The sequence below is a fragment of the Ornithinibacillus massiliensis genome (assembly GCF_018310345.1).
Taxonomy (GTDB): Bacteria; Bacillota; Bacilli; order Bacillales; family Amphibacillaceae; genus Ornithinibacillus; species Ornithinibacillus massiliensis.
Genome location: NZ_JAGXBY010000006.1, coordinates 84964 through 110962, shown reverse-complemented (window position 1 = coordinate 110962; position 25999 = coordinate 84964). Strand labels below are relative to the sequence as shown.

The 25999-nt window shown below is 38.8% G+C and carries 25 protein-coding genes; 6 read left to right on the top strand and 19 right to left on the bottom strand.

The genetic code is table 11. The features are described 5' to 3' along the window. Positions 1 to 186: 186 nt before the first annotated feature. Positions 187 to 1947 (top strand): glycoside hydrolase family 13 protein, encoded by a 1761-nt coding sequence (locus KGF86_RS15860; RefSeq protein ID WP_211742506.1) that lies wholly within the window; start codon positions 187 to 189, stop codon positions 1945 to 1947. Between the two features lie 145 nt (positions 1948 to 2092). Here KGF86_RS15860 and KGF86_RS15855 read toward each other — a convergent pair whose 3' ends face one another. Together KGF86_RS15855 and KGF86_RS15850 are read right to left on the bottom strand one after the other, a co-directional pair. Continuing rightward, positions 2093 to 2848: an acyl-[acyl-carrier-protein] thioesterase gene (locus tag KGF86_RS15855; RefSeq protein ID WP_211742431.1), complete on the bottom strand. Its 756-nt coding sequence runs from the start codon at positions 2846 to 2848 to the stop codon at positions 2093 to 2095. Between the two features lie 194 nt (positions 2849 to 3042). Beyond that, a complete protein-coding gene (locus KGF86_RS15850; protein ID WP_186870372.1) occupies positions 3043 to 4536 on the bottom strand; it encodes a peptide MFS transporter in 1494 nt (497 codons plus the stop codon). Positions 4537 to 4850: 314 nt separating this feature from the next. On the opposite strand from KGF86_RS15850, the gene KGF86_RS15845 reads away from it, so the two are divergent. Continuing rightward, positions 4851 to 5855 carry an SEL1-like repeat protein gene (locus KGF86_RS15845; protein ID WP_186870373.1) on the top strand — a complete coding sequence of 335 codons (1005 nt, stop codon included), beginning with the start codon at positions 4851 to 4853 and terminating at the stop codon, positions 5853 to 5855. 705 nt (positions 5856 to 6560) lie between these two features. Further along, the gene (locus KGF86_RS15840; RefSeq protein WP_186870374.1) at positions 6561 to 8621 is read left to right on the top strand and encodes a thioredoxin domain-containing protein; all 2061 of its coding nucleotides are present in this window, start codon (positions 6561 to 6563) and stop codon (positions 8619 to 8621) included. A 20-nt stretch (positions 8622 to 8641) separates the two neighbouring features. Here the strand turns inward: KGF86_RS15840 and KGF86_RS15835 are convergent, their stop codons facing one another. The 3 genes from KGF86_RS15835 to KGF86_RS15825 all read right to left on the bottom strand — a co-directional run bounded on the left by KGF86_RS15835 (position 8642) and on the right by KGF86_RS15825 (position 9786). Continuing rightward, positions 8642 to 9001 carry a carboxymuconolactone decarboxylase family protein gene (locus tag KGF86_RS15835; protein ID WP_186870375.1) on the bottom strand — a complete coding sequence of 120 codons (360 nt, stop codon included), beginning with the start codon at positions 8999 to 9001 and terminating at the stop codon, positions 8642 to 8644. A 13-nt stretch (positions 9002 to 9014) separates the two neighbouring features. Next, positions 9015 to 9173 carry a hypothetical protein gene (locus tag KGF86_RS15830; protein WP_186870376.1) on the bottom strand — a complete coding sequence of 53 codons (159 nt, stop codon included), beginning with the start codon at positions 9171 to 9173 and terminating at the stop codon, positions 9015 to 9017. A gap of 142 nt (positions 9174 to 9315) precedes the next feature. Next, on the bottom strand, positions 9316 to 9786 hold the full coding sequence (locus KGF86_RS15825; RefSeq protein ID WP_211742430.1) for a DUF2691 family protein: 471 nt from the start codon (positions 9784 to 9786) through the stop codon (positions 9316 to 9318). A gap of 118 nt (positions 9787 to 9904) precedes the next feature. Here KGF86_RS15825 and trpB point away from each other — a divergent pair, with 118 nt between their 5' ends. Further along, a complete protein-coding gene (trpB, locus tag KGF86_RS15820; RefSeq protein ID WP_211742429.1) occupies positions 9905 to 11071 on the top strand; it encodes a tryptophan synthase subunit beta in 1167 nt (388 codons plus the stop codon). 126 nt (positions 11072 to 11197) lie between these two features. Beyond that, complete coding sequence (locus tag KGF86_RS19530) at positions 11198 to 11332, top strand: hypothetical protein (RefSeq protein WP_255488130.1); 135 nt, start codon at positions 11198 to 11200, stop codon at positions 11330 to 11332. Between the two features lie 85 nt (positions 11333 to 11417). Here the strand turns inward: KGF86_RS19530 and KGF86_RS15815 are convergent, their stop codons facing one another. From KGF86_RS15815 to KGF86_RS15800, 4 genes are all read right to left on the bottom strand, one after another. After that, positions 11418 to 11657 carry a DUF362 domain-containing protein gene (locus KGF86_RS15815; protein ID WP_186870380.1) on the bottom strand — a complete coding sequence of 80 codons (240 nt, stop codon included), beginning with the start codon at positions 11655 to 11657 and terminating at the stop codon, positions 11418 to 11420. A 161-nt stretch (positions 11658 to 11818) separates the two neighbouring features. Beyond that, entirely contained in the window at positions 11819 to 12211 is a 393-nt protein-coding gene (locus KGF86_RS15810) for a GNAT family N-acetyltransferase (RefSeq protein WP_211742428.1), read from the bottom strand. 113 nt (positions 12212 to 12324) lie between these two features. Next, positions 12325 to 14502 carry a DNA topoisomerase III gene (locus tag KGF86_RS15805; RefSeq protein WP_211742427.1) on the bottom strand — a complete coding sequence of 726 codons (2178 nt, stop codon included), beginning with the start codon at positions 14500 to 14502 and terminating at the stop codon, positions 12325 to 12327. Between the two features lie 50 nt (positions 14503 to 14552). After that, a complete protein-coding gene (locus KGF86_RS15800) occupies positions 14553 to 14966 on the bottom strand; it encodes a hypothetical protein (protein ID WP_186870383.1) in 414 nt (137 codons plus the stop codon). A 184-nt stretch (positions 14967 to 15150) separates the two neighbouring features. Between KGF86_RS15800 and ytaF the strand changes: the two genes are divergently transcribed. After that, a complete protein-coding gene (gene ytaF, locus KGF86_RS15795; protein WP_186870384.1) occupies positions 15151 to 15789 on the top strand; it encodes a sporulation membrane protein YtaF in 639 nt (212 codons plus the stop codon). A gap of 147 nt (positions 15790 to 15936) precedes the next feature. Here ytaF and KGF86_RS15790 read toward each other — a convergent pair whose 3' ends face one another. The 10 genes from KGF86_RS15790 to hpaI form a co-directional block, all read right to left on the bottom strand. Further along, a complete protein-coding gene (locus tag KGF86_RS15790; RefSeq protein ID WP_186870385.1) occupies positions 15937 to 16314 on the bottom strand; it encodes a 5-carboxymethyl-2-hydroxymuconate Delta-isomerase in 378 nt (125 codons plus the stop codon). Positions 16315 to 16325: 11 nt separating this feature from the next. Continuing rightward, positions 16326 to 17081, bottom strand: a complete 756-nt coding sequence (locus tag KGF86_RS15785; RefSeq protein WP_186870386.1) for a fumarylacetoacetate hydrolase family protein — start codon at positions 17079 to 17081, stop codon at positions 16326 to 16328. Beyond that, positions 17078 to 17869: a fumarylacetoacetate hydrolase family protein gene (locus KGF86_RS15780; protein ID WP_211742426.1), complete on the bottom strand. Its 792-nt coding sequence runs from the start codon at positions 17867 to 17869 to the stop codon at positions 17078 to 17080. Before KGF86_RS15780 ends, KGF86_RS15785 begins: the two co-directional genes overlap by 4 nt. A gap of 94 nt (positions 17870 to 17963) precedes the next feature. Beyond that, the gene (locus KGF86_RS15775) at positions 17964 to 19196 is read right to left on the bottom strand and encodes a dihydrolipoamide acetyltransferase family protein (protein ID WP_211742425.1); all 1233 of its coding nucleotides are present in this window, start codon (positions 19194 to 19196) and stop codon (positions 17964 to 17966) included. A gap of 10 nt (positions 19197 to 19206) precedes the next feature. Further along, positions 19207 to 20349, bottom strand: a complete 1143-nt coding sequence (locus KGF86_RS15770) for a Leu/Phe/Val dehydrogenase (protein WP_211742424.1) — start codon at positions 20347 to 20349, stop codon at positions 19207 to 19209. Positions 20350 to 20381: 32 nt separating this feature from the next. Then, the gene (locus KGF86_RS15765) at positions 20382 to 20858 is read right to left on the bottom strand and encodes a flavin reductase family protein (protein WP_186870390.1); all 477 of its coding nucleotides are present in this window, start codon (positions 20856 to 20858) and stop codon (positions 20382 to 20384) included. A gap of 197 nt (positions 20859 to 21055) precedes the next feature. After that, positions 21056 to 22039 (bottom strand): 3,4-dihydroxyphenylacetate 2,3-dioxygenase, encoded by a 984-nt coding sequence (hpaD, locus tag KGF86_RS15760; RefSeq protein ID WP_211742423.1) that lies wholly within the window; start codon positions 22037 to 22039, stop codon positions 21056 to 21058. 12 nt (positions 22040 to 22051) lie between these two features. After that, the gene (gene hpaB / locus KGF86_RS15755) at positions 22052 to 23518 is read right to left on the bottom strand and encodes a 4-hydroxyphenylacetate 3-monooxygenase, oxygenase component (RefSeq protein WP_211742422.1); all 1467 of its coding nucleotides are present in this window, start codon (positions 23516 to 23518) and stop codon (positions 22052 to 22054) included. A gap of 15 nt (positions 23519 to 23533) precedes the next feature. Beyond that, positions 23534 to 25018, bottom strand: coding sequence for a 5-carboxymethyl-2-hydroxymuconate semialdehyde dehydrogenase (gene hpaE / locus KGF86_RS15750; RefSeq protein ID WP_211742421.1), 1485 nt, complete (start codon positions 25016 to 25018; stop codon positions 23534 to 23536). Positions 25019 to 25031: 13 nt separating this feature from the next. Continuing rightward, positions 25032 to 25952 (bottom strand): 2,4-dihydroxyhept-2-ene-1,7-dioic acid aldolase, encoded by a 921-nt coding sequence (hpaI, locus tag KGF86_RS15745; protein WP_186870394.1) that lies wholly within the window; start codon positions 25950 to 25952, stop codon positions 25032 to 25034. Between the last annotated feature and the right edge of the window lie 47 nt (positions 25953 to 25999).

Genomic DNA, 25999 nt, shown 5'->3' with positions numbered 1-25999 from the left:
ATCGTTTTCATAATTTTTTCTTTAAATTTTTTTACAACTACTTTACGTTTCAAATTTTATTTGACTTTATAAAACGCTTACAGTAGATTAATAGTATAAATTTAAGGGCAATGCTTTGTTATTAAACAACAACCCCGTTTACAAATAAAAGTAAACGGGGTTATTTTTATGAAAAGGAGAATTGTGATGATTAAGGAAGCCATTTTTCACAGACCAAAAAACAATTACGCCTATGCCTATGACAACGATACACTACACATCATGTTGCAAACGAAAAAGGATGATATGTATTCTGTTGAACTCTTATTTGGTGATCCATATGATTGGGTAGATGGGAGTTGGCAAACTATTACTAAACCTATGACCAAATCAGGTTCGACCTCTCTTTATGATTATTGGGTAATTGCAGTTAAGCCTGAATTTCACCGTATGCGTTACGGATTCAAATGCTCTGATTCAAACGAGACTTTATATTATATGGAAGGAGGCTTCTTCACCTCTGCTCCAACTGACATCGCGAATTATTTCTGTTTCCCTTATGTAAATAATATTGATGTATTTCAAGCACCAGCGTGGGTTAAAGATACAGTCTGGTACCAAATATTTCCTGAGCGATTTGGAAACGGGGATCCGTCTATTAATCCAGAAGGTACATTACCATGGGGGAGTACTGACCCGACTCCATCTAACTTTTTCGGCGGGGATTTCCAAGGAGTCATCAATCATTTAGATCATTTGGAGGAATTAGGCATTACCGGAATCTATTTTACGCCTATTTTCAAAGCATACTCCAATCACAAATATGACACGATTGATTATATGGAAATAGACCCACAATTTGGAGACAAAGAAACATTCCGTCGCCTTGTCCAAGCATGTCATAAGCGAGGAATCCGTGTCATGCTAGATGCTGTATTTAACCATAGTGGCTATTATTTTCCTCCATTTCAGGATGTCTTAACACAGCAAGAGGAATCTAAGTATACGAACTGGTTTCATCTATGGAACTTCCCAGTTGTGACTGAACCTAGACCGAATTATGATACATTTGGGTTTGTTCCTTCCATGCCAAAGCTTGATACAGAAAACCCTCAGGTTAAAGCCTATTTACTAGATGTAGCTCGTTACTGGGTGGAGGAATTTGATATCGATGGATGGCGTTTAGATGTAGCGAATGAGGTAGACCATGCATTTTGGCGGGAGTTTCGCAAGGCTGTAAAAAGTGTGAAGCCGGATGCCTATATTCTAGGTGAAATTTGGCATGATTCGATGCCATGGTTGCAAGGAGATCAATTCGATGCCGTTATGAATTACCCATTCACAAATAGTGCAATCGATTTCCTAGCAAAGGATTGTATTTCTGCACAAGATTTTGCCGATTCAATTGTAAAAGTGCTTCATATGTACCCTAAAAATGTAAATGAGGTAGCGTTTAACCTATTGGATAGCCATGATACACCACGTATTCTAACACTCGCTAATGGAAATCGTGACCGAGTTAAACTCTTGTACTTATTCCAATTAAGCTTCATAGGATCTCCATGTATTTATTATGGTGACGAAATTGGAATGGACGGAGGACAGGATCCTGGCTGTCGTAGTTGTATGGAATGGGATGAGAAAAAGCAGGATAGAGACTTATTTGAATACGTCCGATCTTTATTAAAATGGCGTAGAACCGAGCCAGTCTTTGGGAACCATGCAGATATCCGCTTCATCGATGTTAATAACGAAAAGAACTATATCATTTATGAGAAATTCAATCAGGATACTTGTTTACGATTTATTATCAATAATAGTCTAAATCCCGTCGAAGTCTCTAGTGATGCGTTGAATATGGCTACCATTCAGGAGTGGGATATAGAAAGTGACCAGAAGAAAGAATTCACTTTAGGTTCAACGATTCATGTTAGCCCACTAAGTTTTCGTATTTTCGAATTATCATAGAGGATGAAAAGTACCCGAATATATGCCATAAGGTATTCGGGTACTTTTCTTTGCTATTATATTGCTAATTAGTGTCGTTAGACTAAATCCCATTGCCGGTGAATTGTTACCTGGTACTTGGTTAGCTATCAACACTCACATATGTTTATTTTCCCTCTACGATCACTTTAGAACGAAAAACAATCTTTTCATCCGATTCGCGAACACCATCTACGAAAAATGTATGATTCGACTTATTAGTAGAATCTTTCTTTAAAACAAGTCTATCACCAGGTAAGACTTCATTTAAATAATTCACCTCAATCGAACGAATAGGATAGGTATGAAGATCCTCTAAAGAGAAGCAATCCATAATAAAATCGACATATTTGGCATTATTCAAATGTCCATTAAAATCAATATCACTATAGCCAATCGTTTTCTGATAAACATCTTCTAGATTCGCTGATGCTTTTATCTTCCCTAACGTTATGTTAATTGCTCTATCCTCCGTATATTCCGGGTAATCTAAATTAATTGCTTCACTTCGTTTTAAACGACGCTTTTTCAAGTCCATAATAACCCAGACAGATACAGCACGGGCAATCACTTCACCATTTTGGTCACGGACCAGATAATCCCGTTCAAACTCGAGCTTCCCTGGCCTCAGTGGCCACGTTTCAATCGTAATCTCCTCGTCTAATATTGGATTACGGATCATATCAACCCGAATTCGCATTATTACAAATGCTACACCATACTTTTCCAATAGTTGATTGATTCCTACTCCCAGATTCTCAGCTGCTAAATTTGCTATATCTTGAAAATACCCAAATAATGCACTTAGCCTTAATTCCTTTTGAAAATCGACATCGCTTAAGTCTACATGGTAGTTTTTCTTATATCGAATTGTTGGTTGCATGTTTATCGCTCTCCTAAATAATTTCCCTATCAATAGATTACCATAAACTGGTTGAGAAAGTGGGCCATGGCATTCTATCTTTCACTTGTACCCTATTCCCCCTCCATTTTACAGTTAGTGGATTAGCTTCTTATACCCAAAAGAGCTGATACGTAAATGGAACGGTATCCATTCACGTATCAGCTCTTTCATTACTAGTTTAACCCTCTCATAAATTCTTTCAGCTTAGGAGAGAACAAATATAGAATAATACCCAATAGAATAGCAATACCACCAATAACACCGAAGTACATAACTTCTGTTTCAGTTGAGTAAAATTTCACGACCTGTGCATTGATTGCTTGTGCTGATGAGTTGGAAAGGTTCCATAAACTCATCATTTGTGCAGCAAAGGCAGCTGGAGCAAGTTTCGTTGATGCAGATAACCCAACTGGTGATAATAGTAATTCACCTAATACTACTAGGAAGAAACTTAGTACTAACCATAAAGGACTTACTAATGATTCGGTTCCGTTGAAGTAAGCAGGGAACATCATCACAATAAAGGATAATCCTGCAAAAACTAATCCAAACGAGAATTTCTGTGCAACAGATGGTTGTCTATCTCCTAATTTTGTCCACATGCCTGCGAATAAAGGAGCAAACATGATAATGAATAATGGATTAAGTGACTGGAACCATGATGCTTTCAATTCAATTCCGAGGAAGTTCAAATCGGTACGCTCATTAGCATAGGTTGCAAGAATGGTTGATCCCTGTTCTTGGATTGCCCAGAACATCATTGCGGCAACGAACAAAGGGATATAAGCAAGTAAGCGTGACTTTTCCTCTGAAGTTGTTTTAGGACTGCGGAACATAAAGATAAAATATGCAGTCGGAATAATAACCCCAAGAATACTAATAGAGAAAATAACGCGATCAACAGTTAGCCAACCACCGTTTATACCTAACCAGCCAACTATACCTAATATCACTATGACCGTTAAGATAATAGATAATAGGCGACCCTTTTCTTCTTTCTTCAATGGATTAGGAACAATTGTACCTGCTAAACCTAGATATTTCTTACGTGTTACAACATATACAATTAGTCCAACTAACATCCCTACTGCAGCAACACCAAATCCTAAGTGGAAGCTAACACCTTCCCCTAATGTTCCTACAATATATGGCGCAATAAATGCACCCATGTTAATTCCCATATAATAAATACTAAATCCTGAATCACGACGTGGGTCTGTCTTACTGTATAGATCCCCAACCATACCACCGACATTCGGTTTAAGTAGACCAGTACCGATGATAATGAATCCCATGGATACGAATAGACCAGGTGCTCCAAATGGTAGAGCAAGAATAATATGACCAATCATAATAAGTACTCCACCATGGAAAACAGTCCGTGCAGTACCTAATATTCTATCAGCAATCCAACCACCAATGATACCGGACATATAAACAAGTGAGCCATATATCGCCATAATGGAATTAGCTGTTGTTTGATCGATACCAAGTCCACCGTCGGAAACCTCATAATACATATAAAATAGTAGGATAGCACGCATTCCGTAATAGGAAAAACGTTCCCAGAACTCAGTGAAAAATAGCGTCGATAAACCTTTTGGATGCCCGAAAAATCCCTTCTGAGGAATGGTCTTTAGAATGGCATCTCTATCTAGTTTTTTCATTGATGAAAAGCCTCCTGATGTTTTTAAATTTCTTAAATAAACTGAAAACTATTTCGAAGTCGACTTAAACATTTTAGGACAAATTAGTATTGACGTAAAGGGGTTTTAATGAAATGAAATTGTTCTAAAAAATAGTAAAATAGCCAATCATTTTAATGTAATCGATTAACACACCGATATTATAACGTTTTACTTTTTTTCGTATAGTAAAATATGGTAATCATATTAATTGTTCCCTACAATTGTAATACGTGATTCTAAACATGAAATATGAGATACTCTATAAAAATGAATTGTAGAAAGGTGTCTTTTCGGTGGACAAGCAGGAATTACAGAGAGAATTATTGAACAAAGGCTTTACCTATACGGCACATAATTTGCAAAATATAGCATTTAGGAACAACCCTATCGTTGAGATACAGCAAATATTAAACGAATGTATTTCTCCTAATATAGAATTACCAGATGATATCTATATGTTGTACAAGCAATTGCATCATGTATCCTCTATACAAGAAGAAACGAAACCGATGGTTATTCAAGATTTGCGGACAATTGTCATGGAAATAGTGATGCCTTCAGATGAAGAGTCCATTATTTATATGGAAGATGAGGAATTAGATGAAGCGGTTTCCCTTTATAGCGAAGCAGCAAATGGGGTTCAAGAGGCACAGGTTCAGCTCGGGCATTTGTACAGACTAATAGAACGGAACGAATGGGCTTTTCCGTGGTTTAATATCGCTGCTCAAGCTGGAAGTCCTGAAGCCCTCTATTGGCTAGGTAATTATTATTACATGGGTAAGGTAGTGAAAAAGGATTTAGAGAAGACATTTTTATGCTATAAAGAGGCAGCCGAAAAAGGCTATCCAGATGCGATTAACAATTATGCCGATATGTACTTACGTGGTGAATATGTTGAAAAGGATAATAAGAGGGCTCTTAAACTATTCAAAAAAGCGGCAGAACATGGAGTACCTGAGGCGATGTATACATTAGGTTATATGTATGAAAATGGTGTCGGAACAGATATTGATTTAGAACAATCCAAAGCATGGTTTACGAAATCTGCCCTAGCTGGCGATGTTTATGCAGCAAACCGCCTAGGTCATGAGGCAGTAGAAAATGGAAAAGGCGAAGAGGCGATTTCTTGGTATATAATGGCGGCAGAACAAGGCGATTCCTATGGGGAATTTAATCTCGGACTATGCTATGAGAACGGAATCGGAACTCCTATGAACATAAAGAAGGCAAGAATCTGGTACCAAAAAGCGGCGTTAAAAGGAGATGAACAAGCTAAGGAGAGACTGAAAGGATTATAATTACCTTTGATGAATGACAATATGTTCTATTGTCTTTCTTGTATAACAAAATAGATTAGAACGATAAAATGAGCCGATTATGAATGAAAAACTAACACATACTTCCTTTCGTGAATGTGTTAGTTTTTCTTATTCTGGCGGGAGAGATTTTATACAAGACAATCCCCCGCTATAAGCTTCTGTTACCTTTTTTCGCTATTCCATCCCAGTAAGGGCACTGATGACGCTTCTCTGTTACCTTTTTCCACTATTCCATCCCAGTAAGGGCACTGACCAACTGCTCTCTGTTACCTTCTTCCGCTTTTCCTACCCATTAAGGGCACTGATGACTGTTCTCTGTTACCTTCTTCCGCTTTTCCTACCCGGTAAGGGAACTGATAACCTCTCTCTGTTACCTTTTTTCCCTATTCCACCCCAGTAACGGCACTGACAACTCCTCTCTGTTACCCTTTTCCGATACTCCACCCCAGTAAGGGAACTGATAACCGCTCTCTGTTACCCTTTTCCGATATTCCACCCCAGTAAGGGAACGGACATTCTATCTACCTTCTCATCCCTTTACCTTTCCTCATTAAAGGAAAAAATCTCTCTTACCCTCCCCAGAAATAATGTCATATTCCCAACCAAGACTATTCATTTACTTTCCGTGTACCAATCGCGCACATAGGATATACTTAAAACAAGAATGAATGAAAGGCGGATTCCATGCAAGAAAATACTAATCCTAACTACTTGATTAACGAAAAATCACCTTACCTACTACAACATGCCTACAACCCCGTAAACTGGTACCCTTGGGGTGATGAGGCATTTGAAAAAGCAAAACAAGAAAATAAACCAATCTTTCTATCTATCGGCTATAGCACATGTCATTGGTGCCATGTCATGGCTCATGAATCATTTGAGGATGAGGAAGTAGCACAAATATTAAATGAGCATTATATTTCCATTAAGGTGGATCGTGAGGAACGCCCAGATGTGGATTCTATTTATATGAAGGTATGTCAAATGATGGCTGGTCATGGTGGATGGCCACTTACGATTTTTATGACTCCAGAAAAAGTACCGTTTTATGCGGGAACTTATTTTCCTAAAGAAAGCAAGTACGGGAGACCTGGTTTATTAGAAGCATTAGAACAACTGCATATCAAATATACCTCAGATCCTGAGCACATTTCTGAGGTAACCGAAAGTGTGAAACAAGCCTTAGATAGCTCTACTCGTGCCAAAAGCGAACATCGTTTAACAAAAGAAGCAGCTGATCAGGCCTATCAGCAGTTAGGAAGAGGGTTTGACTTTAATTATGGTGGGTTCTTTGAAGCACCTAAGTTTCCGCAGCCACAGAATTTACTATTTTTACTCCGTTATTATCATTTTACTGGGAAAACGGCTGCTTTAAAAATGGTGGAAAGTAGCTTGCAAAACATGGCTGCCGGTGGGATATGGGATCACATAGGTTTTGGTTTTGCTCGATATTCAACAGATGAAAAGTGGCTTGTACCTCATTTTGAGAAAATGTTATATGATAATGCGCTTCTACTCATCGCCTATACCGAATGTTATCAAGTAACAAAGAAACCGTTTTATAGAAAAATTGCCGAGCAAATTATCGATTTTGTGAAACGGGAAATGATGAGTACGGAAGGTGCTTTTTACTCCGCTATTGATGCTGACTCGGAAGGGGTAGAAGGTAAGTATTATGTTTGGGACGATGAAGAGATATTTGACATTCTCGGGGAGGATTTAGGAGATATTTATACGACCGCTTACGGTATCACTCCTTATGGTAACTTTGAAGGAAAGAATATCCCGAATCTAATTCGCTCGAGTCTTCAAAGTGTAGCAGAAGAATATGATATAACAGTAGAAGCTTTAGAAACACAACTGGAAGAAGCAAGACAAAAGCTCCTCCAAGAACGGGAGAAACGTGTCTATCCACATGTAGATGATAAAATACTAACCTCATGGAATGCTATGATGATTGCTGGCTTAGCCAAGGCTAGTAGAGTATTTCAAAACAATCAATATTTAGATATGGCGAAAACAGCAATTTCATTTGTAGAGAAAAAGCTCTATGAGGGCGATAAGCTCATGGCCCGCTATCGTGATGGGGAAACAAAATACCATGCTTATCTAGATGATTATGCCTATTTAGTTTGGGCATATTTAGAATTGTATCAAGTTGATTTCAACCTAGAATATCTATCCAAAGGAAAACATCAACTGGATGTAATGATTGATTTATTTTGGGACAAGCAAGATGGTGGGTTCTTCTTTAGTGGTAAAAATAATGAACAGCTAATCTCGAATGATAAAGAAATTTATGACGGGGCAACTCCTTCTGGAAATAGCGTTGCAGCACTAATGCTCGTCCAAATGGGGAGCCTAACTGGAGAAACAAGTTACTTAGATAGAGTAGCGGAGATGTCCTCCACCTTTTATGAAGATATCACCAGACAACCTTCTGCTGGGGTATTCTTTCTCCAAAGCGTACTACTTACTGAGAATCCGTCAAAAGAAGTTGTTGTTCTAGGTGAATCTGATTCTTCCAGAGCTAAACTCTTACAATTACTCCATGATCGTTTTATACCGGAGATAGCATTACTAGTAGCAAATGAACCAGAACAATTTAGAAATATTGCTCCATTTGCAGCAGAATATAAAACACTAAATGGACAAACAACTGTATATGTATGTGAGAATTTTGCCTGTCAGCAGCCAACAAACAATATGGACATCGCTCTAGATTCGATCACTACAAAGTAAAAGAGGTGCAAGTGCACCTCTTATTGTTTTAACTGATTTAAATCTTGAATACTATCTTGTACAAGGGTAACCGCTTGGCTCATTGCTGCTCCGCCACCAAAGGCAGCCGTAACACCAATTGCCTCTAGGATTTCCTCTTCTGTACATCCTTGATCCAGGCAACCTTTTGTATGATAGATCATACAATACTCATCCTGTGCGTATAAACTAACTGCTAATGCAATTAATTGTTTATGCTTTTTAGATAACGCACCTTCTTTGAAGCATTCTTCTGTAAAAGCATTATATAATTCGGCTAGCTTTGGCATCTTTTTCGTGAACATGCCTATTCCTTCTTTATAGTCTATTAAAGCCTCTTCTGTAAGATTTCTTGCTTCCATTTGATCATCTCCATTATTCCAGATTTGAAAGTCTACTGTTAGTATGAACGAAAACAATCAGCATAGTCGTTAAATTAATTAATTTATAAAGCTGTTTTCTATTCGACACTTCTGTCCTCTCTGCCACAAAGACAACTGTTATACCAATTAGAAAGAAATTAATAGCGTCCACTAGTCCCCCTCTTACACCGTTATTTTACAATGCATCCAATACCCAACAAATAAATTGTCAATCCTCCCATTTAGTGTTAAGCAAAAATAGACTGTCGATAAAAGATTTTATACTTTAGTAGCAGCAACATTTGATGATAGAACTAATCGAAACGTAACTTTACACAATCCTCTACATCCATATATCTAAGATCAGAGAAATTATATTGAAAGTATTTTTTCTCCATATCTGTAATAACATCATTATCCTTTGATAGAAATGTCACTTCTGTAGTATCTACAATACTAATTAACACATTGCAAGGTGAATTCAAGAATTCTTTCCCATTTAATATTGAACTACCAATTTCTCCATTCGTTAAATATCCGGAAAATGTAGCTATTATGGGATAGTAACTTCCAAACGAAACATATCTTTTCATTTGATCATTATTCAGCGTCTTTAGCCTCTCTATATTTTTCATTTCAGAATTAAAATCGTCAGAAAACAATATTTCTATATGATTCCCTTTTCTCCATATATACTTATCTTCTTCTAATAAACTACCTAACAGATCTGATAGTACTTTTCCGTACGTATTTGGTACCCGAAAAAATAGACCTATCTTTTCCAATGTAACGCCCCCCTTTCGAACTAAATGCTTATTGGTGTTGGCCCACTTTTATGTTACAATAATGAGCAAGTATTCTGAATAGAATACAAAAAAATAGAATAGAGGAGAGTTTAGAGAGATGAGAGAGCAGAGTGTAGTGGAGACAGGATTTTATGGTGAATTTGGAGGTAGCTTCATCCCTGAAGATTTGCAGAAGGTGTTAGATCATTTAGCACTGGAATTCGAGAAGTACAAGGATGATCCAGAATTTCAAAGGGAATTCCGGTTCTATCTTAGGGAGTATGTGGGGAGAGAAAACCCATTAACGGAAGCTAAAAACTTAACCAAAAAATTAGGCGGAGCAAAAATCTATTTAAAGCGTGAGGATTTAAATCACACAGGAGCCCATAAGATTAATAACGTAATAGGGCAAATTCTACTGGCTAAGCGAATGGGAGCAACAAGAGTCATTGCAGAAACTGGGGCAGGTCAACATGGTGTTGCTACTGCTACTGCTTGTGCCATGTTTGATATTCCTTGCACCGTGTACATGGGTAAAGTGGATACAGAAAGACAGGCTCTCAATGTGTTTCGTATGGAGCTGTTAGGAGCTAATGTTGTCCCTGTAGAAAAAGGGCAAGGTCGTTTAAAGGATGCTGTTGATGCTGCGCTAGAAGACCTTGTAGAAAATTACCAAAACACATTTTATCTGCTTGGATCTGCAGTTGGACCACATCCATATCCGTCCATAGTGAAGCATTTCCAGGCTGTCATCAGTGAAGAATCAAAACGGCAAATACTGGAAAAAGAAGGCAAGCTACCTACTGCAGTTATTGCTTGTGTAGGTGGTGGCAGTAATGCCATTGGAGCATTTGCTCACTACTTAAATGAACCAAATGTCCGATTAATTGGTGCTGAACCTTATGAAGCTCCAACGATGACAGAAGGTGTAGCCGCTGTTATTCACGGATTTAAATGTTTAACATTACTTGATGACAATGGGGAGCCGAAACCGACGTATTCCATTGCCGCAGGGCTTGATTATCCAGGTGTTGGGCCAGAACATAGTTACCTAAAAACGACTGGAAGAGCAGAATATGTAACGGTTACAGCAGATGAAGCTTTAGAAGCTTTTCAAATACTATCAAAAACAGAGGGAATTATCCCTGCTTTAGAAAGCGCTCATGCCATTGCCCATGCGATAAGGCTTGCACCAACACTAACTGACGAGGACATCATCATCGTCAACCTATCTGGTAGAGGCGATAAAGATGTTAATCAAGTATTTGATTTATTAAATAAATAAATAAATAAATAACTCTATCCCCCCAAGATTTCGCTTTGGGGGGATTTTACATATCATTTCCATTACATAACATTAGCTTCACTACTTGCAGTTCGTTATAATGAGAATAGGAAGGGGTTAGAGCTTATGATTAAAGTAAAAATGAATGTTCAAACTGCTTACCATGGAGAACTATTTCGGGCAGGGAAAGTATATGAAGTAGATGAAAAAACAGCCAAACGCTGGATAGCAAGTAAACTAGCAGTAGCTGTAGAAGAATAAGAAATGATAATCTTAAAAATTCAAGGAAACCTACATAAAAATCCCGTTAGTCTCTTATGAACTGACGGGATTTTACTTATACTGATTAACGGTTGGCAAAGAATTCTTCTGCTTTTTCTAAAAATACTTCTTGTTCTGGAGTCAAATCATATTCTTCCTCAATCGCATTTACTGGGCAGGCTGCTTTACAAGCACCACAGTCAATACAAATATCTGGATCTATGTAGAATTGATCTGGACCTTCTTCTATACAATCAACTGGACAGACACTAACACATTCAGCTGCTTTTTCTTGTCTGCATGGATCTAAAATAACAAAAGCCATCTATGTTTACCCTCCTAATCTATTCAAGGTACATCTTCATTTTAATGATACATCTACTATTAATTCAAGTAAACCGTTTCAAAAAAGAAAATTGGCGCTAACGAAAATAAGCTCTATACCATCAAATCCTTCACCATCACAATATGCGGTCCAATTGGTGGTTAATCAAATACGTTACCATGTGGTTGAAAACCTAACCGCTCATAATAGCCTTGTACCGATGTCCTACCCATACACCACAATAATTCGATATTCTTTTCTCTTATCCGTTTCTCTGCATAATCAATCACTGCTCTTCCTGCTCCTAGCCCGCGATGAGTAGGTAGAGTTGCCATCGCCCGTAGACGATATTGCTTCTCTTTAGTAAACTCGGGATTCGTTTCTTCATAAAAAGATGCAACACTTATTAAGGTACCTTCGTAAAAAGCACCAACATGAAAAGTAGTTACATCACGGTCTGTATCATATATGCAGGCCTCAAATGGTTGATGTGGCCTTAAAATAGCATGTCTTAGTTCATAGGTAGTTTCAGGACTAACCTCTCTAACCTCCATCTCTCTATCTCCTCCTTACAAACATTACTTACCATATATATTCTTGTTTTTCTCTAAAAATCCTTCCATGAAAAAATGCCTAAGAAAAAGTTATCCTAGGCATCCATTAACTATTATTTTTTATCCTTTAATTTCGCTAATGCTTCTGCTAATGCATTATTTGTAAATCCGTCATCTTGCTTTTTAAGATATTTATTGACATCTTTCTTAGAAACTTTACCCTTCTTCTCTTGTTCCTTACGCTTATTAAAGGTTGATAGCTTTTCACGGTGACCACAGGAGCAAGTGAACATTTGCCCTTCTCCTTCACCACGCAACTCTAATCGTTTATGACAATTCGGGCAACGGGCATTCGTCTTTTTGGCAATATTCTTCTTATGACCACAAGCACGATCCTGACATACTAGCATACGACCATGCTTATTATTCACTTCAAGCATCAACTTGCCACAATCCGGACATTTAGTGCCAGTCATGTTGTCATGCTTGAATTTACTATCATTTCCTTTAATTTCTTGAACAATTTCCTTCGTGTAATCTTTGATTTCCGTTATGAATTTATTCTTGTCCAGTTTACCTTCTGCAATCAAGCTTAGCTTTTGTTCCCATTCTGCTGTTAAAGCTGGAGAACGTAAATCCTCTGGAGCAAGCTCTAGCAACTGCTTACCCTTTGAAGTAAGGAAAATATGTCTTCCCTTCAGTTCCATATAGCCACCATTGAAAAGTTTATCAATAATGTCTGCTCGCGTAGCTACGGTGCCAATACCTCCAGTTTTTTGCAGTGTACCAGCTAAGTGTTTTTCATCTGGATTCATGTAACGTACCGGATTTTCCATCGCTTGTAAAAGGGCACCCTCTGTAAAGCGTTCTGGTGGCTTCGTTTCACCTGTCGTTACAGCTAACTTAATAGTAGTAAAAACATCTCCTTGCTTCACCATAGGTAACTGTTGATCATCCGAGTCCTCTTCTTCAAAGGTGCGATCATAGATTGCTTTCCATCCTTGCTTCTTCACTACTTTTCCTTTAGCAGTAAAGGATTCATTTCCGATAACAGCATGAATCACGGTCTGCTCATACTCATAAGCATCCATCAGAACTGCCAAAAATCGTTTTACGACTAAATCATATATTCTACGTTCCTTATCATCTAGGTCTGCTAAAATAACAGGTTCTTCAGTCGGAATGATTGCATGGTGATCACTTACCTTCGAATTATCTACGACCGACTTCGGTAGCTTGTTAATCCCATTTCGAAGGATTGTTTGGGCAAAGCGAGCATATTGATCAACGCCACAAGCTTGAAGACGATCCTTTAACGTAGGGACTATATCTGTTGAAATTACCCGTGAGTCGGTTCTTGGATAGGTTAATACTTTATGACGCTCATAAAGCTTTTGCATAATCGATAAGGTCTGTTTACCAGAAAAACCAAACATCCGGTTCGCATCACGCTGTAATTCCGTTAAATCATATAGTTGTGGTGAATATTTCTTTTTTGCTGTTTTATCAACTTTTACAATTTTTAATGGTTGATCTTTCAGTTTACCAAATAGACTATCTGCTTTTTCCTTAGAAAAAATTCGTGTATTACTTTTGTTATCCTGCCAAGTATAGGTTACTTTTCCTTGTGCTTTCGCTTGGACACCATAATAGGTTTGTGGCTTAAAATTCCTAATTTCCTCTTCTCGTGCTGCTACCATTCCTAGTGTTGGTGTCTGTACACGACCGCTGGAAAGCTGTGCATTAAATTTAGTGGTAAGTGCTCTTGTCGCATTAAGACCGACATACCAGTCCGCTTCCGAACGTGCTACAGCAGAAGCATATAGATTCTCATACTGTTTGCCTGGCTTCAGCCATTTAAACCCATCACGAATTGCTTTATCCGTTACCGAAGAAATCCAAAGTCGTTTAATTGGCTTCTGGATACGGGCCTTCTCAATAATCCATCGGGCAACAAGCTCTCCTTCACGACCTGCATCCGTGGCAATAACAATTTCACTTACGTCCTTCCGAATCATTTGGGTTTTGACGGTACTAAACTGCTTCCCCGTCTTTTTCATTACAACTAACTTTAGATTAGATGGGAGCATTGGTAAATCCTCTAATCGCCATTGTTTATATTTATCATCATAGGTCTCTGGATCAGCTAATGTAACAAGATGTCCAAGCGCCCAGGTCACAATATATTTCGATCCTTCCATAAATCCATTTCCTTGCTTGGAGCATTGAAGTACTCGTGCAATATCACGACCTACGGAAGGTTTTTCTGCTAATACTAATGTTTTACTCATTTTTGTGTATTTCCTCTCTTAAAACTTCTATCCTAACACTATATCATATTTTAATTCGAACTATTTCTATCTGTTAGGAGTGATACATAATAATAAACTAAAGCGGCAAGAATCCCACCAATAATGTAGGTTAATGAAGCTTGGGATAACATGACAAATCGATCGTCCGTTATGGAGACTATCACAATATAAATAATGGCAACGAATACCCCTGCTACAATATATAGACCATACTTACTATAGTGACGCGCTAATTGGGATGAAAAGTTTCTTTTCTTTAAATAGGATTCAATTAGATAAGATAGTGGAATTCCACCAATTACATATACTGGGGCAGCATATAGTATAAAGTAACCCATCGACACCCATAGGTTATCCGATGTGTACGTCAGATAACTGATAAGACTTAATAAAAAACTAAAAATCACAGCTGATAAAAACGCTGTTAATAATTTCTTCCACATTAATTTTCCTCCATCATTTCCTGAACAAATTTTCATTACTTGCCTTTCCTTATTCCAACGATACCAAAATCTTGCGAACAAGAACAGGATTAAGTAACATTTTGTTCAGTCCAATGTAGGAAGCACATAACTGCCCATTTTTCATACAATACAATACACTAGAACAAGAAAAGGATATGGTGCTATGATTTTATTTTACACAGGATTATTATTCCTAGTAATTGCAGTAAGTTTGGATGGTTTTGGAGTGGGGATTACCTACGGGATGCGTAGAATAGTAGTCCCAAAAAGTGCCTTATTCATTATCATGATGTGCTCAGGGGTTGTAGTGCTTCTATCTATGTTAATTGGTACTGTATTAAATTCGTTCCTATCTGTCAGCGTCGCTGAAACGATAGGTGGAGTGATTTTAATCGTAATTGGTTTATTTTCCTTAATTAACATTATTCGAAATCAACTAAAGCAAGGGGAAATAGATGAAGAAGAACACCAAGCAACCACAGCAGGAAATTTCCAAAGCTTTAGAACGGTTATTGCCAAACCAGACAAAGCAGACCTTGACCGTTCTGGAACTATTTCTTTAGGTGAGGCAACATTGCTTGGTACCGCTCTAGCGCTAGATGCCTTTGGTGCGGGTATCGGAGCCGCTATTTTAGGCTATTCTCCATTCATTACACCAGTTTTAATCGCCATTATGAGTGGTGTTTTCGTTCATCTAGGAATAAAAGTTGGCGTTATCCTATCCAAGAACAAACGACTAGAGCGAATGAACTTCTTACCTCCGATTTTATTAATTACACTCGGTGTGTTGAATTTGATTTAAGAGATGATTCTGCGCGTAATGCTTGTAAAAAATTATCTTATATTAACTTCGGGATACTATTGTGGGACGTTTTAATTCCACACTGCAAAAAAACGATAATCCGAGGATTATCGTTTTCTTATTTAAGTCATATAATATAATCATCCATCACCGATATCGATGATGGATATTATTTTTCTTGTATGTCGGATACATAAACTCAAATAGTTCTAGTGATAATGCAATATAACGCGTGGCAAATTGCTTTTCAAAATGATTTTCTAGTAAAGCAAATATTCGGTCGCACGTCACTTTTTTAACCTCTTCTGTTCTACCTGGACCTATTTTTAATGTGACATGGATAAAACTATCCTCTTCAGACGTTCCATCTGCTATAACATAATCCTTTAATTCGACTGCTCTTGAACGGATGCCCCCAATTGGAAAGCCTTCATCAATCAGAATTTCATTAATACGCTGTAACAATTCTTTCATATTACCAGCTTGTTTTAGATTATCGGTATACTCTACTGTAATATGTGGCATCGTTACACTCCTTATCTCGAAAAGACCTTATCACTAACAATTCTATTTCGTAGTGACCCGATTCCTTCAATTTCTACGACAACTTCATCCCCTTCGTTTACATTGACCGTTCCCTTAGGTGTACCAGTTAAAATAATATCGTTTTCATATAGTGTCATAAAGCTACTTAAATATTCAATTAAATACGCGATATCAAATACCATATCCTTCGTAGAGCCCTCTTGCTTTAATTCACCATTCACATAAGTAAAGAGCTTCAAATTCATTGGGTCTGGAATATCTTCTTTTTCCACAAACCACGGGCCTATTGGGGTTAGCGTGTCTCGATTTTTCACCGCTAAGTTAGGGCGATAATAGTTCTCCAGATAATCCCGAATGGCATAGTCATTAGCAATCGTATAGCCAGAAATATATTCATAGGCATCGTTCTGCTTAACATTTCGAGCGGTTCTTCCAATCACCACAGCCAACTCACACTCATAATGCATCATTTCAACATCTACTGGTCTTCTCGTTTCACCATTATGTCCAATTAATGTATTCGGGCCCTTTAAGAAAACAAGTGGTTCCTCTGGTGCCTGAAAGCTAATTTCACTCGCGTGGTCTGCATAATTTAGTCCGAGTGCAAAAATGGTCCCTGCTTCAATTGGTGGTAACCAAACAACCTCATTTTCATCTACTAAACGCCCACTACTTAATTTCAGCTTATTTCCGGCTTGAACAGCTTCATGTATTGCGCCAAGACAAGCAACTCTTGCATATTTCAACGCTTCTCCCCTCCTGCAATCTGGACATTTTCATAAACAAATCGATTCTCTAAGCTACCAATATAATCAATTTCTATCCGGATAGTATCTCCATGCTTAGCAGTTGGGGGGTGATTCGGCAAACCAACTATTAACAAATCACCTTTTGCAAGTGTCATATACTCCGTGACATCTTGAATAAGACGAGGGATAGGTCGAATTAAATCCTTTGTGTTATTTACTTGAATCAATTCATCATTTTTAAATGTCCAAATCATTAAGGAATCTGGTTCAGGGACATTTTCCTTTGGAACAACCCACGGACCGATTGGACAAAATCCATCACGAGCCTTTTGTTTAATAGCAGGACGAAAATAACTTTGATGTGGAATGGAAACATCATTGACAATCGTATAGCCTTCCACATAATCAAAGGCATCTACCTCCTTTACATTGGTGGCCGTTTTGCTTATCACGATCCCAAGTGTCCCATTCACTTCGATTTCGTCTACATCCAGAGGAATTGCCACCTCTTTCAAATGCGCGTTAATCGTGTTTCGTGGCTTAATATATAACACTGGGCGCTCTGGTGCTTGATGATAAGGTGGCTTCTCAAATTGATTCTTTAAGGCATCCATCTGTTCCTGAAAATTTAGTAATGTACCATAAACTGTTCCAGTTACAGGAGATTGCCAGGATAAGGCATCCTCAGTAAGCTTTTCACCCTTCCACTCAATATAAGACTGTGCAACAGCTATATCCTCGAGGCCAATCCCGTTAGCAAATCTTGCTTTTGCATGATACATCATGAACGCCTTCCCCCTAACTATTCATGTTATTTTCATAGTTTATTCCAAGGTGAAAGGGCAGAGAACAAAAATTAGCTGCAAGCTGCCCGTACTGTTAGTGTAAATATAATAGAAGCTTTTTTGGATGTTCGATTAATTCTATAAAACGGTTCGTAAACATAACAGAGTCCGCCCCATCTATAATGCGATGATCAAAAGATAAGGACATCGTCATAATAGAACGAATTTTGATTTCATCATCCCCCATTACGACTGGCATTTTTTTGGTCTTATGGAAAGCAATAATACTTGTCTGTGGATGATTAATGATTGGTGTTGCTGCTATACCTCCAAGTGGACCTACATTGCTTATCGTAAATGTTCCACCCTTCATATCGTCTGCAGCTAGTTTTTGCTCCTGTGCTTTCTTTGTTAATGCTTTCATTTCATCCTGCACCTGTTTCAATGACTTCTTATCGACATCACGTAGTACCGGGACAAGTAATCCTTTTTCTGTATTCGTTGCCATACCTATATGATAATCCTTCAATAGTTTAATCACATTATTTTCTTCCTCTAACCGTGCATTGAATAAAGGAAATTCCTTTAGTGTAATAGTGAGCGCTTTTAGAAAAAAGGCCACAACAGATATATGCTCCCCTGCCTCTTTTAGCTCCCCACGATATTCTAATAGATTCGTTAAATCCACTTCATCAAAGTGGGTTACATGTGGAATCGTAGAAAGTGACGCCGTCATTTTCATGGCAATTTGTTTGCGAATACCAATGAAAGGTATTGTGTCTGCTGCCGATACTTTCGTTTCTTCGGCTTCCCTTACTTCTTTCTCTACTGCAACCTCCTCTTCTCCCTTTCTTCCCCTATCTCGAATAAATCGATAGATATCCTCATCTGTCACTCTTCCTGCTGATCCGGAGCCAACCACCTGTTCAATATCCACATCATTTTCCCGTGCAATTCTTCTTGTATGTGGTGCAGCGATAATCCGCTTAGGAGCTTGTTTGACAATTGGGGGATGAACTGGTTTACTCCTCTTTTCAGGTGCTAGCACAGCAGCAACCTCTTGCTCTGAACTTGATTCCGCCACCACTGCTATGCCATCATCAATTTCTAATAATACAGAGCCGATCGTAATGGTCGTACCCTCTTCAACATGAATCTTTTTCACGATGCCAGAAGTTGGCGAAGGGATTTCAGCGACCATTTTATCGGTTTGCATTTCCACTAATGGCTGATCAACCTTTACCCTGTCCCCTACCTTTACTAAATAATTTACAACTTCGCCCTCTGTCATTCCTTCGCCAATATCATGAAATTTTACTTCAACCATTGGTTACACCTCATTTATAAAATGTCCATTTCGGGCTTTTTTCTCTTTTAAAGAAATTATTACGACCTTGCTGTTCTTCTAAGCGTTGCTGGCATTTACGATTGGCCGCTTCGAGTGTTGTAATCGCATCTAATTCTGATTGATGATAAATCGCCAAAATCGATTGATAAATTGCTTTAGTCTTCAATAAAACACGAGCTTTATTTGCTCCATATAGTTCATCGGCAACTTGGATTAATCCTCCTGCATTGACGATATAGTCAGGCGCATATAATATTCCTTTATCATGAAGTGCTTTTGCATGAAAATCTTCCTTCAACTGGTTATTCGCTGAACCGACAACTGCCTTAACCTTTAGCTTTTCAATCGTTTCATCATTTAAAATCCCACCCATAGCACATGGAATGAAGATATCTGCGTCAACCTCGTAAATGTCATCCAACTCAACTACGGTTACCATGCCTGGATAATTGGTAGCTTTTTCACGGATAGTAGTAATTGCCTCTTCAGAAATATCGGTTACGATGATATGTGCTCCAACCTGTAGTAATTGTTCCGCAACTTTAAATCCTACCTTACCCAAACCTTGGATTGCGTAAGTTTTCCCAGCTAGAGTTTCATTGCCAAACAAATATTCATTTGTCGCTTTTAATCCGTAAAGCACGCCCTCTGCAGTAGGGACAGACGAGTCACCTCCACCGCCGAATTCTTCTGGAATACCATTAATGAAATTCGTTTCCTTCGATGCTTGCACAAAATCATCCATTGTAGTACCCATATCTGTTCCGGTATAAAATCGACCATTCAAGGAATCTACAAACTGCCCATAAGCTCGAAATAGTGCTGGTGATTTATTCGTTTTCGGGTCTCCAATGATTACACCTTTACCACCACCAAAATCAATATCCGCGGCTGCACATTTATAGGTCATTCCCTCTGACAGACGTAACACATCCTCCAATGCTTCCTCTACATTGGCATAAGGATACATTCTAGTTCCACCAAGTGCTGGGCCGAGTGTCGTGTTGTGTATCGCTATAATTGCCTGTAAACCTGTACTAGGATCATTGCAAAATACGACCTGTTCGTGCCCACTTATCTTTTCAAATATATCGATTGACTTCACGGCTGATTGATTTATTTGCTGTTTCATGGTCAACCCCCCCATTCAGCAAGAATATGAATCTATTTAACTCGTTCACTACTCACTAATTCCCGATATTTCCCTTCATAAAATGCTAGTGGTTCTCCATCTCGCACCTCTAAATCAGTAACCTTCCCTATAAAGAGGGTATGGTCGCCAGCGTCAACAGCATCATGCAGCTCGCAGACGAGATTCACTAGCGCTTCTTTTATCGTTGGTAATTCATGAAACCAATGAAAATCGATTTCTCTGGTTTCTTTCATTTGGCCTGCGAAATAGGCTGAGAGTTCTTTTTGGTCTTGATTTAAAAAACTAATAGCGAATTTCCCAGAATGATTGATATAGTGTTTCATCGTCGCTTTATGGTCAACAGATACAAGTACTAATTTTGGGTTTAAGGATACGGACATGAAAGCATTTGCGGTCATGCCGTGGATATCGTTTCCAAGCTTTGTTGTAATAATGGTAACTCCAGTAGCGAATTTCCCCATTGCATGACGGAATGCACGATCATCCATTAACTAACCCCCTTTTAAATGTTTTCTACTCATACATGGCATATTCCTATACTTTTCATATGGTGATGCTCCATTTTTTAGGAATCCCTGAGCTTATACTGTGGATTTAGCCGCCCTAATTAATCTCATAAAAGTATAGTCAGACTGCTCCATGTATAAGCTTCTATTCCTAACCACTATGCCAAGCCTTCTAAACATCAAATCACAAATGTCGGTTTATGTTGTTTTAGTTTAGCCGCTTGTATAGGTACTTCTTTACCAGTGTGTACATGTAAGACAGATGATGCCTCGGTGAACCATTTATCTGGTGCTGCATGCCCCCAGAAGGTCTGACGCATAGGATCATTGATATCCCAACGTATCGGTTCAAAATCTGGGTCACTTGTTAGGTAATCCCCGCTATATAATTCAATTCTATGTCCATCCGGGTCACGTAAATATAAGAAGAAAGCATTGGATAGTCCATGTCTGCCCGGTCCACGTTCAATTGATTCCCCGTAACCACTGGCCGCCAGTACATCACACGTATGGATAAGTGATAATTGATCAGGCAACCAGAAGCCTATATGATGTAATCGAGGTCCTTTTCCGTTCATAAATGCAACATCATGTACATTTTGCTTCCGGTGTAGCCATGCTGCCCAAATACTACCTTCAGAGGTCTCGGTATATTCAGAGCATGCAAACCCTAATTTTTCTTTATAAAAATCATATGCTGCTTCTACATCTGGAACAGCACAATTAAAGTGGTCAATTCGTTGCATCTTGGAGCCTTTGTATAAATCATAACGCTGTAATAGCCGGTCTACCGTATCCATCTCCGCAAAGAACTCTAATGGTAAACCAGAAAGATCGTTTACACGTAATGCCCGCCCCATCGCATGCTGCTCTCCTTTTTCGATCCATTTCGTTGGATAGCCTTCTTTTTCAAACAGCAGTGCTAACGCTTCTAAATCATGTTCTGATGAAACCTTATACCCTAATGCCTCCACTACAGGCTTATCGGACTTTTTCAGCAGTAAACTATGGTGATTATGCTCCTCTAATCCTCGAAGAAAAATATGTTCTTCATCAGATTCTGTTTCAATAAACCCAAGCGTATCGACATAAAACCTTCTTGATGCTTCAAGATTGGTTACATGAAGAATAGCCCTAGCACAGCGAATCACATTATAATCCATCGTAATCCTCCTTTAATTAGAAGCGTTCACACTGCTAGTTTTTTTCAAAAAATCCTGGATATATTGTTTAAATGGCTCTTTATCGTATTGATCAAAATATGTCATTCCCATACGTATTGGGTCGCCAAAGAAGTAGTATTCGTAATGTGTCTGTCTGCTTCCAAAGGCACTTAAGGTCATATCCCAAGCAAGACGGAATAATTGTACTCGTTCATATCCTTCTAAATTCTTTCCTTGTAATCCACGGTGGATGATTGGACCGATTTCCTCATGGTTGAAATCTTTTTCTGTCGGGATTCCCATTAGCCCTGATGCTCCTAAAATACGAATTATCTCAGATAATCTCGGATACACTCTTGGGTACCAATTACGTGCCGCATCTAATGCTTCAAAGTCCGGTGTCATCGTGCCTGATTGATCAAGCTTAGCATTATGCTCTGCACGATACAGATGCGATTTCATCGTCTCCAGTGTCAGCATTATCTCTGATCCCTTATCCTGAACATGCTGGAATCCGTCAATTCCAATTACATCCATCATACTTAGTGCAACCCCAAGAACAAATTCGGTTTTTACAATATTTTTGGCAACTACTTGATGGGCCATATGGACAACCGCATTCGTTTCTTTAAATGTCCGGTTACATACAGAGGAGTTTCCACAAACGAAAACTCGCTCCCACGGGACGAATACATTTTCAAACGAAACAATGGCATCGCCCTCTTCGAATCGTGCACCTAGTGGATGATCCCATTCACTCTTGCCATAATCGAAGGATTCACGGCTAATGAATTTCAAGCCAGGTGTATTGTTTGGAATCGCAAATGCTAAAGAATAAGGATCATCTAGCTCGCCGGCTTTTTTTACAGTGGAAGGAAATACTAAAATCTCATCGGTAATACCACCTTGAGTAGCCAGTAGGCGAATACCGTCTACAATAATTCCATCTGGCCTTTCTTCCACTAGATGAAGGGCAACATTAGCATCCTTTTGCTGATGCTGTGCCTTTGCACGGTTAACTTGTGGGTGGATTAATGTATGGGTTAAACTAATGTCATTCTCTCGAGCGAATTCATAATAATTACGAGCATTATCTGCAAACTGTGGATTCCCCTCGGCAAATAGGCTATTATTTACTCCCATTGCCATCACTTCTGCATTTAAATAATCAGGTGATCGCCCCATCATTCCACCCGATGTTCTCGCCCACTCTTGCATCGCTTCACGTCGCTTAATCAAATCATCGACAGTTCTCGGTTGTAAGAATGTCATTCCTACTTTGTCTCCGGTAGTTGGGGATGTATATAGCATTTTCTCAGGTTTCTCGTATTGTAAATCATATAAATTTGCCATCGATTTAATGACATTTTTAAATGCTGGATGCTCTGTAACATCCTCGACTCTTTCCCCGTGAATATATATATTATTATTTGCCTTCTTCAATCCCTCGATATATTCTTTCCCTGTTTTTGCTGGCATGTTAGTCCCTCCTTATTATTTTATTCCAAATTTCGGTATAGGATGGTCTCCAATGGCGACATGAATCGCTTTTGGTTCAGTATAAAATTCAAACATCGCAAAGTGTCCACCTTCTCTACCAATCCCGCTAGCTTTCATTCCACCAAATGGAATGCGTAAATCCCGAACATTTTGCGAGTTTACCCAGATCATTCCTGAATCGATTGCTTGTGCTACACGATGAGCTCGCTTAATATCATTCGTCCATACATAGCCTGCAAGGCCATATTCTACGTCATTGGCCATACGAACTACTTCTTCTTCCGTTTTAAATTCCATAACTGCCATTACAGGTCCAAATATTTCTTCCTGGCAAACTCGCATATTATTCTTCGCATTTAGTAATAAAGTGGGCGGTACAAAGTTGCCTGCTTGATATTCTTTCGGTACTGTTCCTTGAAACACGTCACACCCCTCTTCTTTTGCCAGTTCAATATATCCTGTTACCTTCCTGAAGTGACCTGTATCGATAAGCGGCCCAAGCTCTGTATCGTTTTCTTTCGGATCACCAACAATAATGTTTTGGACACGCTCTTTTAAAGCTTCAACGAATTGCTCTTTTATAGCTTGATGAACAAATACTCTAGAATTTGCTGTACAGCGTTCCCCGTTAAAGGAGAATATTCCCCAAACCGTCGCATCAAGGGCTTGCTGAAAGTTTGCATCATCAAATACGATTAATGGTGACTTCCCCCCTAACTCCATCGATGTTTTTTTCAACGAATCTGCGCTATTTTTAATAATTCGTTTACCAGTAGTTGTTTCCCCTGTAAACGATATCGCCTTCACGATAGGATGCTTGACAAGCGCTTCTCCAGCCGTTTCTCCAAATCCATGAACTACATTAAATACACCTTTAGGTAGTTCTGCCTTTTGGATAACATTTGCAAGTATATTAGCGGATAGTGGTGATAGCTCAGCTGGTTTTAGTACTACCGTATTACCAGTAGCTAAAGCAGGTGCAACCTTCCATGTTAATAACATAAATGGCGCATTCCAAGGCGTAATTAAGCCCACTACACCTAACGGTTGGTAAACCGTGTAATTCATAAACTCATTGTCAACCTGATAGGCATCTCCATGTAATCTTGCCTGAACCATTCGAGAGTAAAAACGGAAATTCTCAGCACCTCGTGTCGCCATTTTACGAGTTTGACTAATTGGTAATCCAGAATCGAGCGACTCCAGTCGTGCAATTGTTTCTGATTCCTCTTCAATTAAGTCTGCAATTCTTTCAATATATTTCATTCGTTCTTTAACCTTCATCTGTCCCCAAGGTCCGTTTGTGAAGGCTTCTTTTGCCGCTAAAACCGCTTTATTAATATCAGCCGCATCACCTTTAGCGATGTGATTCATTACCTCATTGGAGAAGGGGTTTTTATTTTCAAAGGTTTCATTTGTTGTTGCATCCACAAATTCTCCATTGATAAAGAGCTGGATATTCTCTAATCTCTCTTCCAATTACAGTCCCTCCTTACAGTTGGACATCTTCTGTAATAAGCTGGTAATTTAATAATACTTCTCTAATCTCAGCCCGGATTTCAGGTGAAGGAACATCTAACGGCTTTCTAAGTATCGGCTTAATTTTCCCCATCATCCCTAATGCAGCTTTGACAGGGGCTGGATTAGTATCCCGGAAAAGCACATCATTTAATGGCATTAATTCATAATGTAAATCCTGAGCGCTCTTTATATCCCCCATTGCCCATCGGTTATATACCTCTGCAACTTCCCTAGGAGCTACATTTGCAGTCGCACTAATATGGCCAGCTCCTCCAATAGCAAGCATTGGATAGCAAAGCACCTCAATTCCAGAATATAAGTTAAAATCTCGCCCACAATGAAGTAGTACGCTATTGACATGTTCAAAGTCCTTATTCGATTCTTTCACTCCGATAATATTTGGACAGTCCTCTGCAAGCCTTGAAATTGTAACCGCTTCCAAATTTATCGCTGTTCGACCTGGTATATTGTATAAAATGATAGGAATGTCTACTGAATCTGCGATTGCTTTGAAGTGTTTGTATAATGCGTGTTGGTTAGGTTTATTGTAGTATGGGACAATGACCATAGCAGCATCTGCTCCCATTTCTTGTGCTGCTTTTGTCATGCGGAGTGTTTCTTGGTGGTTAGTTGATCCAGTTCCTGGTATAAAGGGAACTCTACCATTCACTGTTTTACAGGCAATTTCCATTACTTGAATACGCTCTTCTTCGGACATGGAGCTTGGTTCACCCGAAGTACCTGTTACGGAAATACCATGACTTCCACTAGCAATTTGCCAATTAATTAATTCCTGAAACTTATCAAAATCAATCTGCTCATCTTCCTTAAAAGGTGTAATCACCGGTGCAATCGAGCCTCTTAATCGTTCCTTCGCCTCTTCAAAAGCCATTTGATTACCTCACCTCATTGTTTTCATTAATATTAATTTTCAGAACA

Bases quoted from the DNA above. Each gene is read 5' to 3' on its own strand.
- KGF86_RS15850 (WP_186870372.1), bottom strand. From the start codon at position 4,536: ATGAAAAAACTAGATAGAGATGCCATTCTAAAGACCATTCCTCAGAAG.
- hpaI (WP_186870394.1), bottom strand. From the start codon at position 25,952: ATGGCTTTTGAAGAGGCGAAGGAACGATTAAGAGGCTCGATTGCACCG.
- ytaF (WP_186870384.1), top strand. From the start codon at position 15,151: ATGATTTTATTTTACACAGGATTATTATTCCTAGTAATTGCAGTAAGT.
- KGF86_RS15765 (WP_186870390.1), bottom strand. From the start codon at position 20,858: ATGGATGATCGTGCATTCCGTCATGCAATGGGGAAATTCGCTACTGGA.
- KGF86_RS15855 (WP_211742431.1), bottom strand. From the start codon at position 2,848: ATGCAACCAACAATTCGATATAAGAAAAACTACCATGTAGACTTAAGC.
- KGF86_RS15835 (WP_186870375.1), bottom strand. From the start codon at position 9,001: ATGGAAGCAAGAAATCTTACAGAAGAGGCTTTAATAGACTATAAAGAA.
- KGF86_RS15790 (WP_186870385.1), bottom strand. From the start codon at position 16,314: ATGCCACATATTACAGTAGAGTATACCGATAATCTAAAACAAGCTGGT.
- hpaD (WP_211742423.1), bottom strand. From the start codon at position 22,039: ATGGATTATAATGTGATTCGCTGTGCTAGGGCTATTCTTCATGTAACC.
- KGF86_RS19530 (WP_255488130.1), top strand. From the start codon at position 11,198: ATGATTAAAGTAAAAATGAATGTTCAAACTGCTTACCATGGAGAACTA.
- KGF86_RS15805 (WP_211742427.1), bottom strand. From the start codon at position 14,502: ATGAGTAAAACATTAGTATTAGCAGAAAAACCTTCCGTAGGTCGTGAT.
- KGF86_RS15860 (WP_211742506.1), top strand. From the start codon at position 187: ATGATTAAGGAAGCCATTTTTCACAGACCAAAAAACAATTACGCCTAT.
- hpaB (WP_211742422.1), bottom strand. From the start codon at position 23,518: ATGCCAGCAAAAACAGGGAAAGAATATATCGAGGGATTGAAGAAGGCA.
- KGF86_RS15810 (WP_211742428.1), bottom strand. From the start codon at position 12,211: ATGGAGGTTAGAGAGGTTAGTCCTGAAACTACCTATGAACTAAGACAT.
- KGF86_RS15770 (WP_211742424.1), bottom strand. From the start codon at position 20,349: ATGAAACAGCAAATAAATCAATCAGCCGTGAAGTCAATCGATATATTT.
- KGF86_RS15780 (WP_211742426.1), bottom strand. From the start codon at position 17,869: ATGATGTATCATGCAAAAGCAAGATTTGCTAACGGGATTGGCCTCGAG.
- trpB (WP_211742429.1), top strand. From the start codon at position 9,905: ATGAGAGAGCAGAGTGTAGTGGAGACAGGATTTTATGGTGAATTTGGA.
- KGF86_RS15840 (WP_186870374.1), top strand. From the start codon at position 6,561: ATGCAAGAAAATACTAATCCTAACTACTTGATTAACGAAAAATCACCT.
- KGF86_RS15775 (WP_211742425.1), bottom strand. From the start codon at position 19,196: ATGGTTGAAGTAAAATTTCATGATATTGGCGAAGGAATGACAGAGGGC.
- KGF86_RS15800 (WP_186870383.1), bottom strand. From the start codon at position 14,966: ATGTGGAAGAAATTATTAACAGCGTTTTTATCAGCTGTGATTTTTAGT.
- KGF86_RS15815 (WP_186870380.1), bottom strand. From the start codon at position 11,657: ATGGCTTTTGTTATTTTAGATCCATGCAGACAAGAAAAAGCAGCTGAA.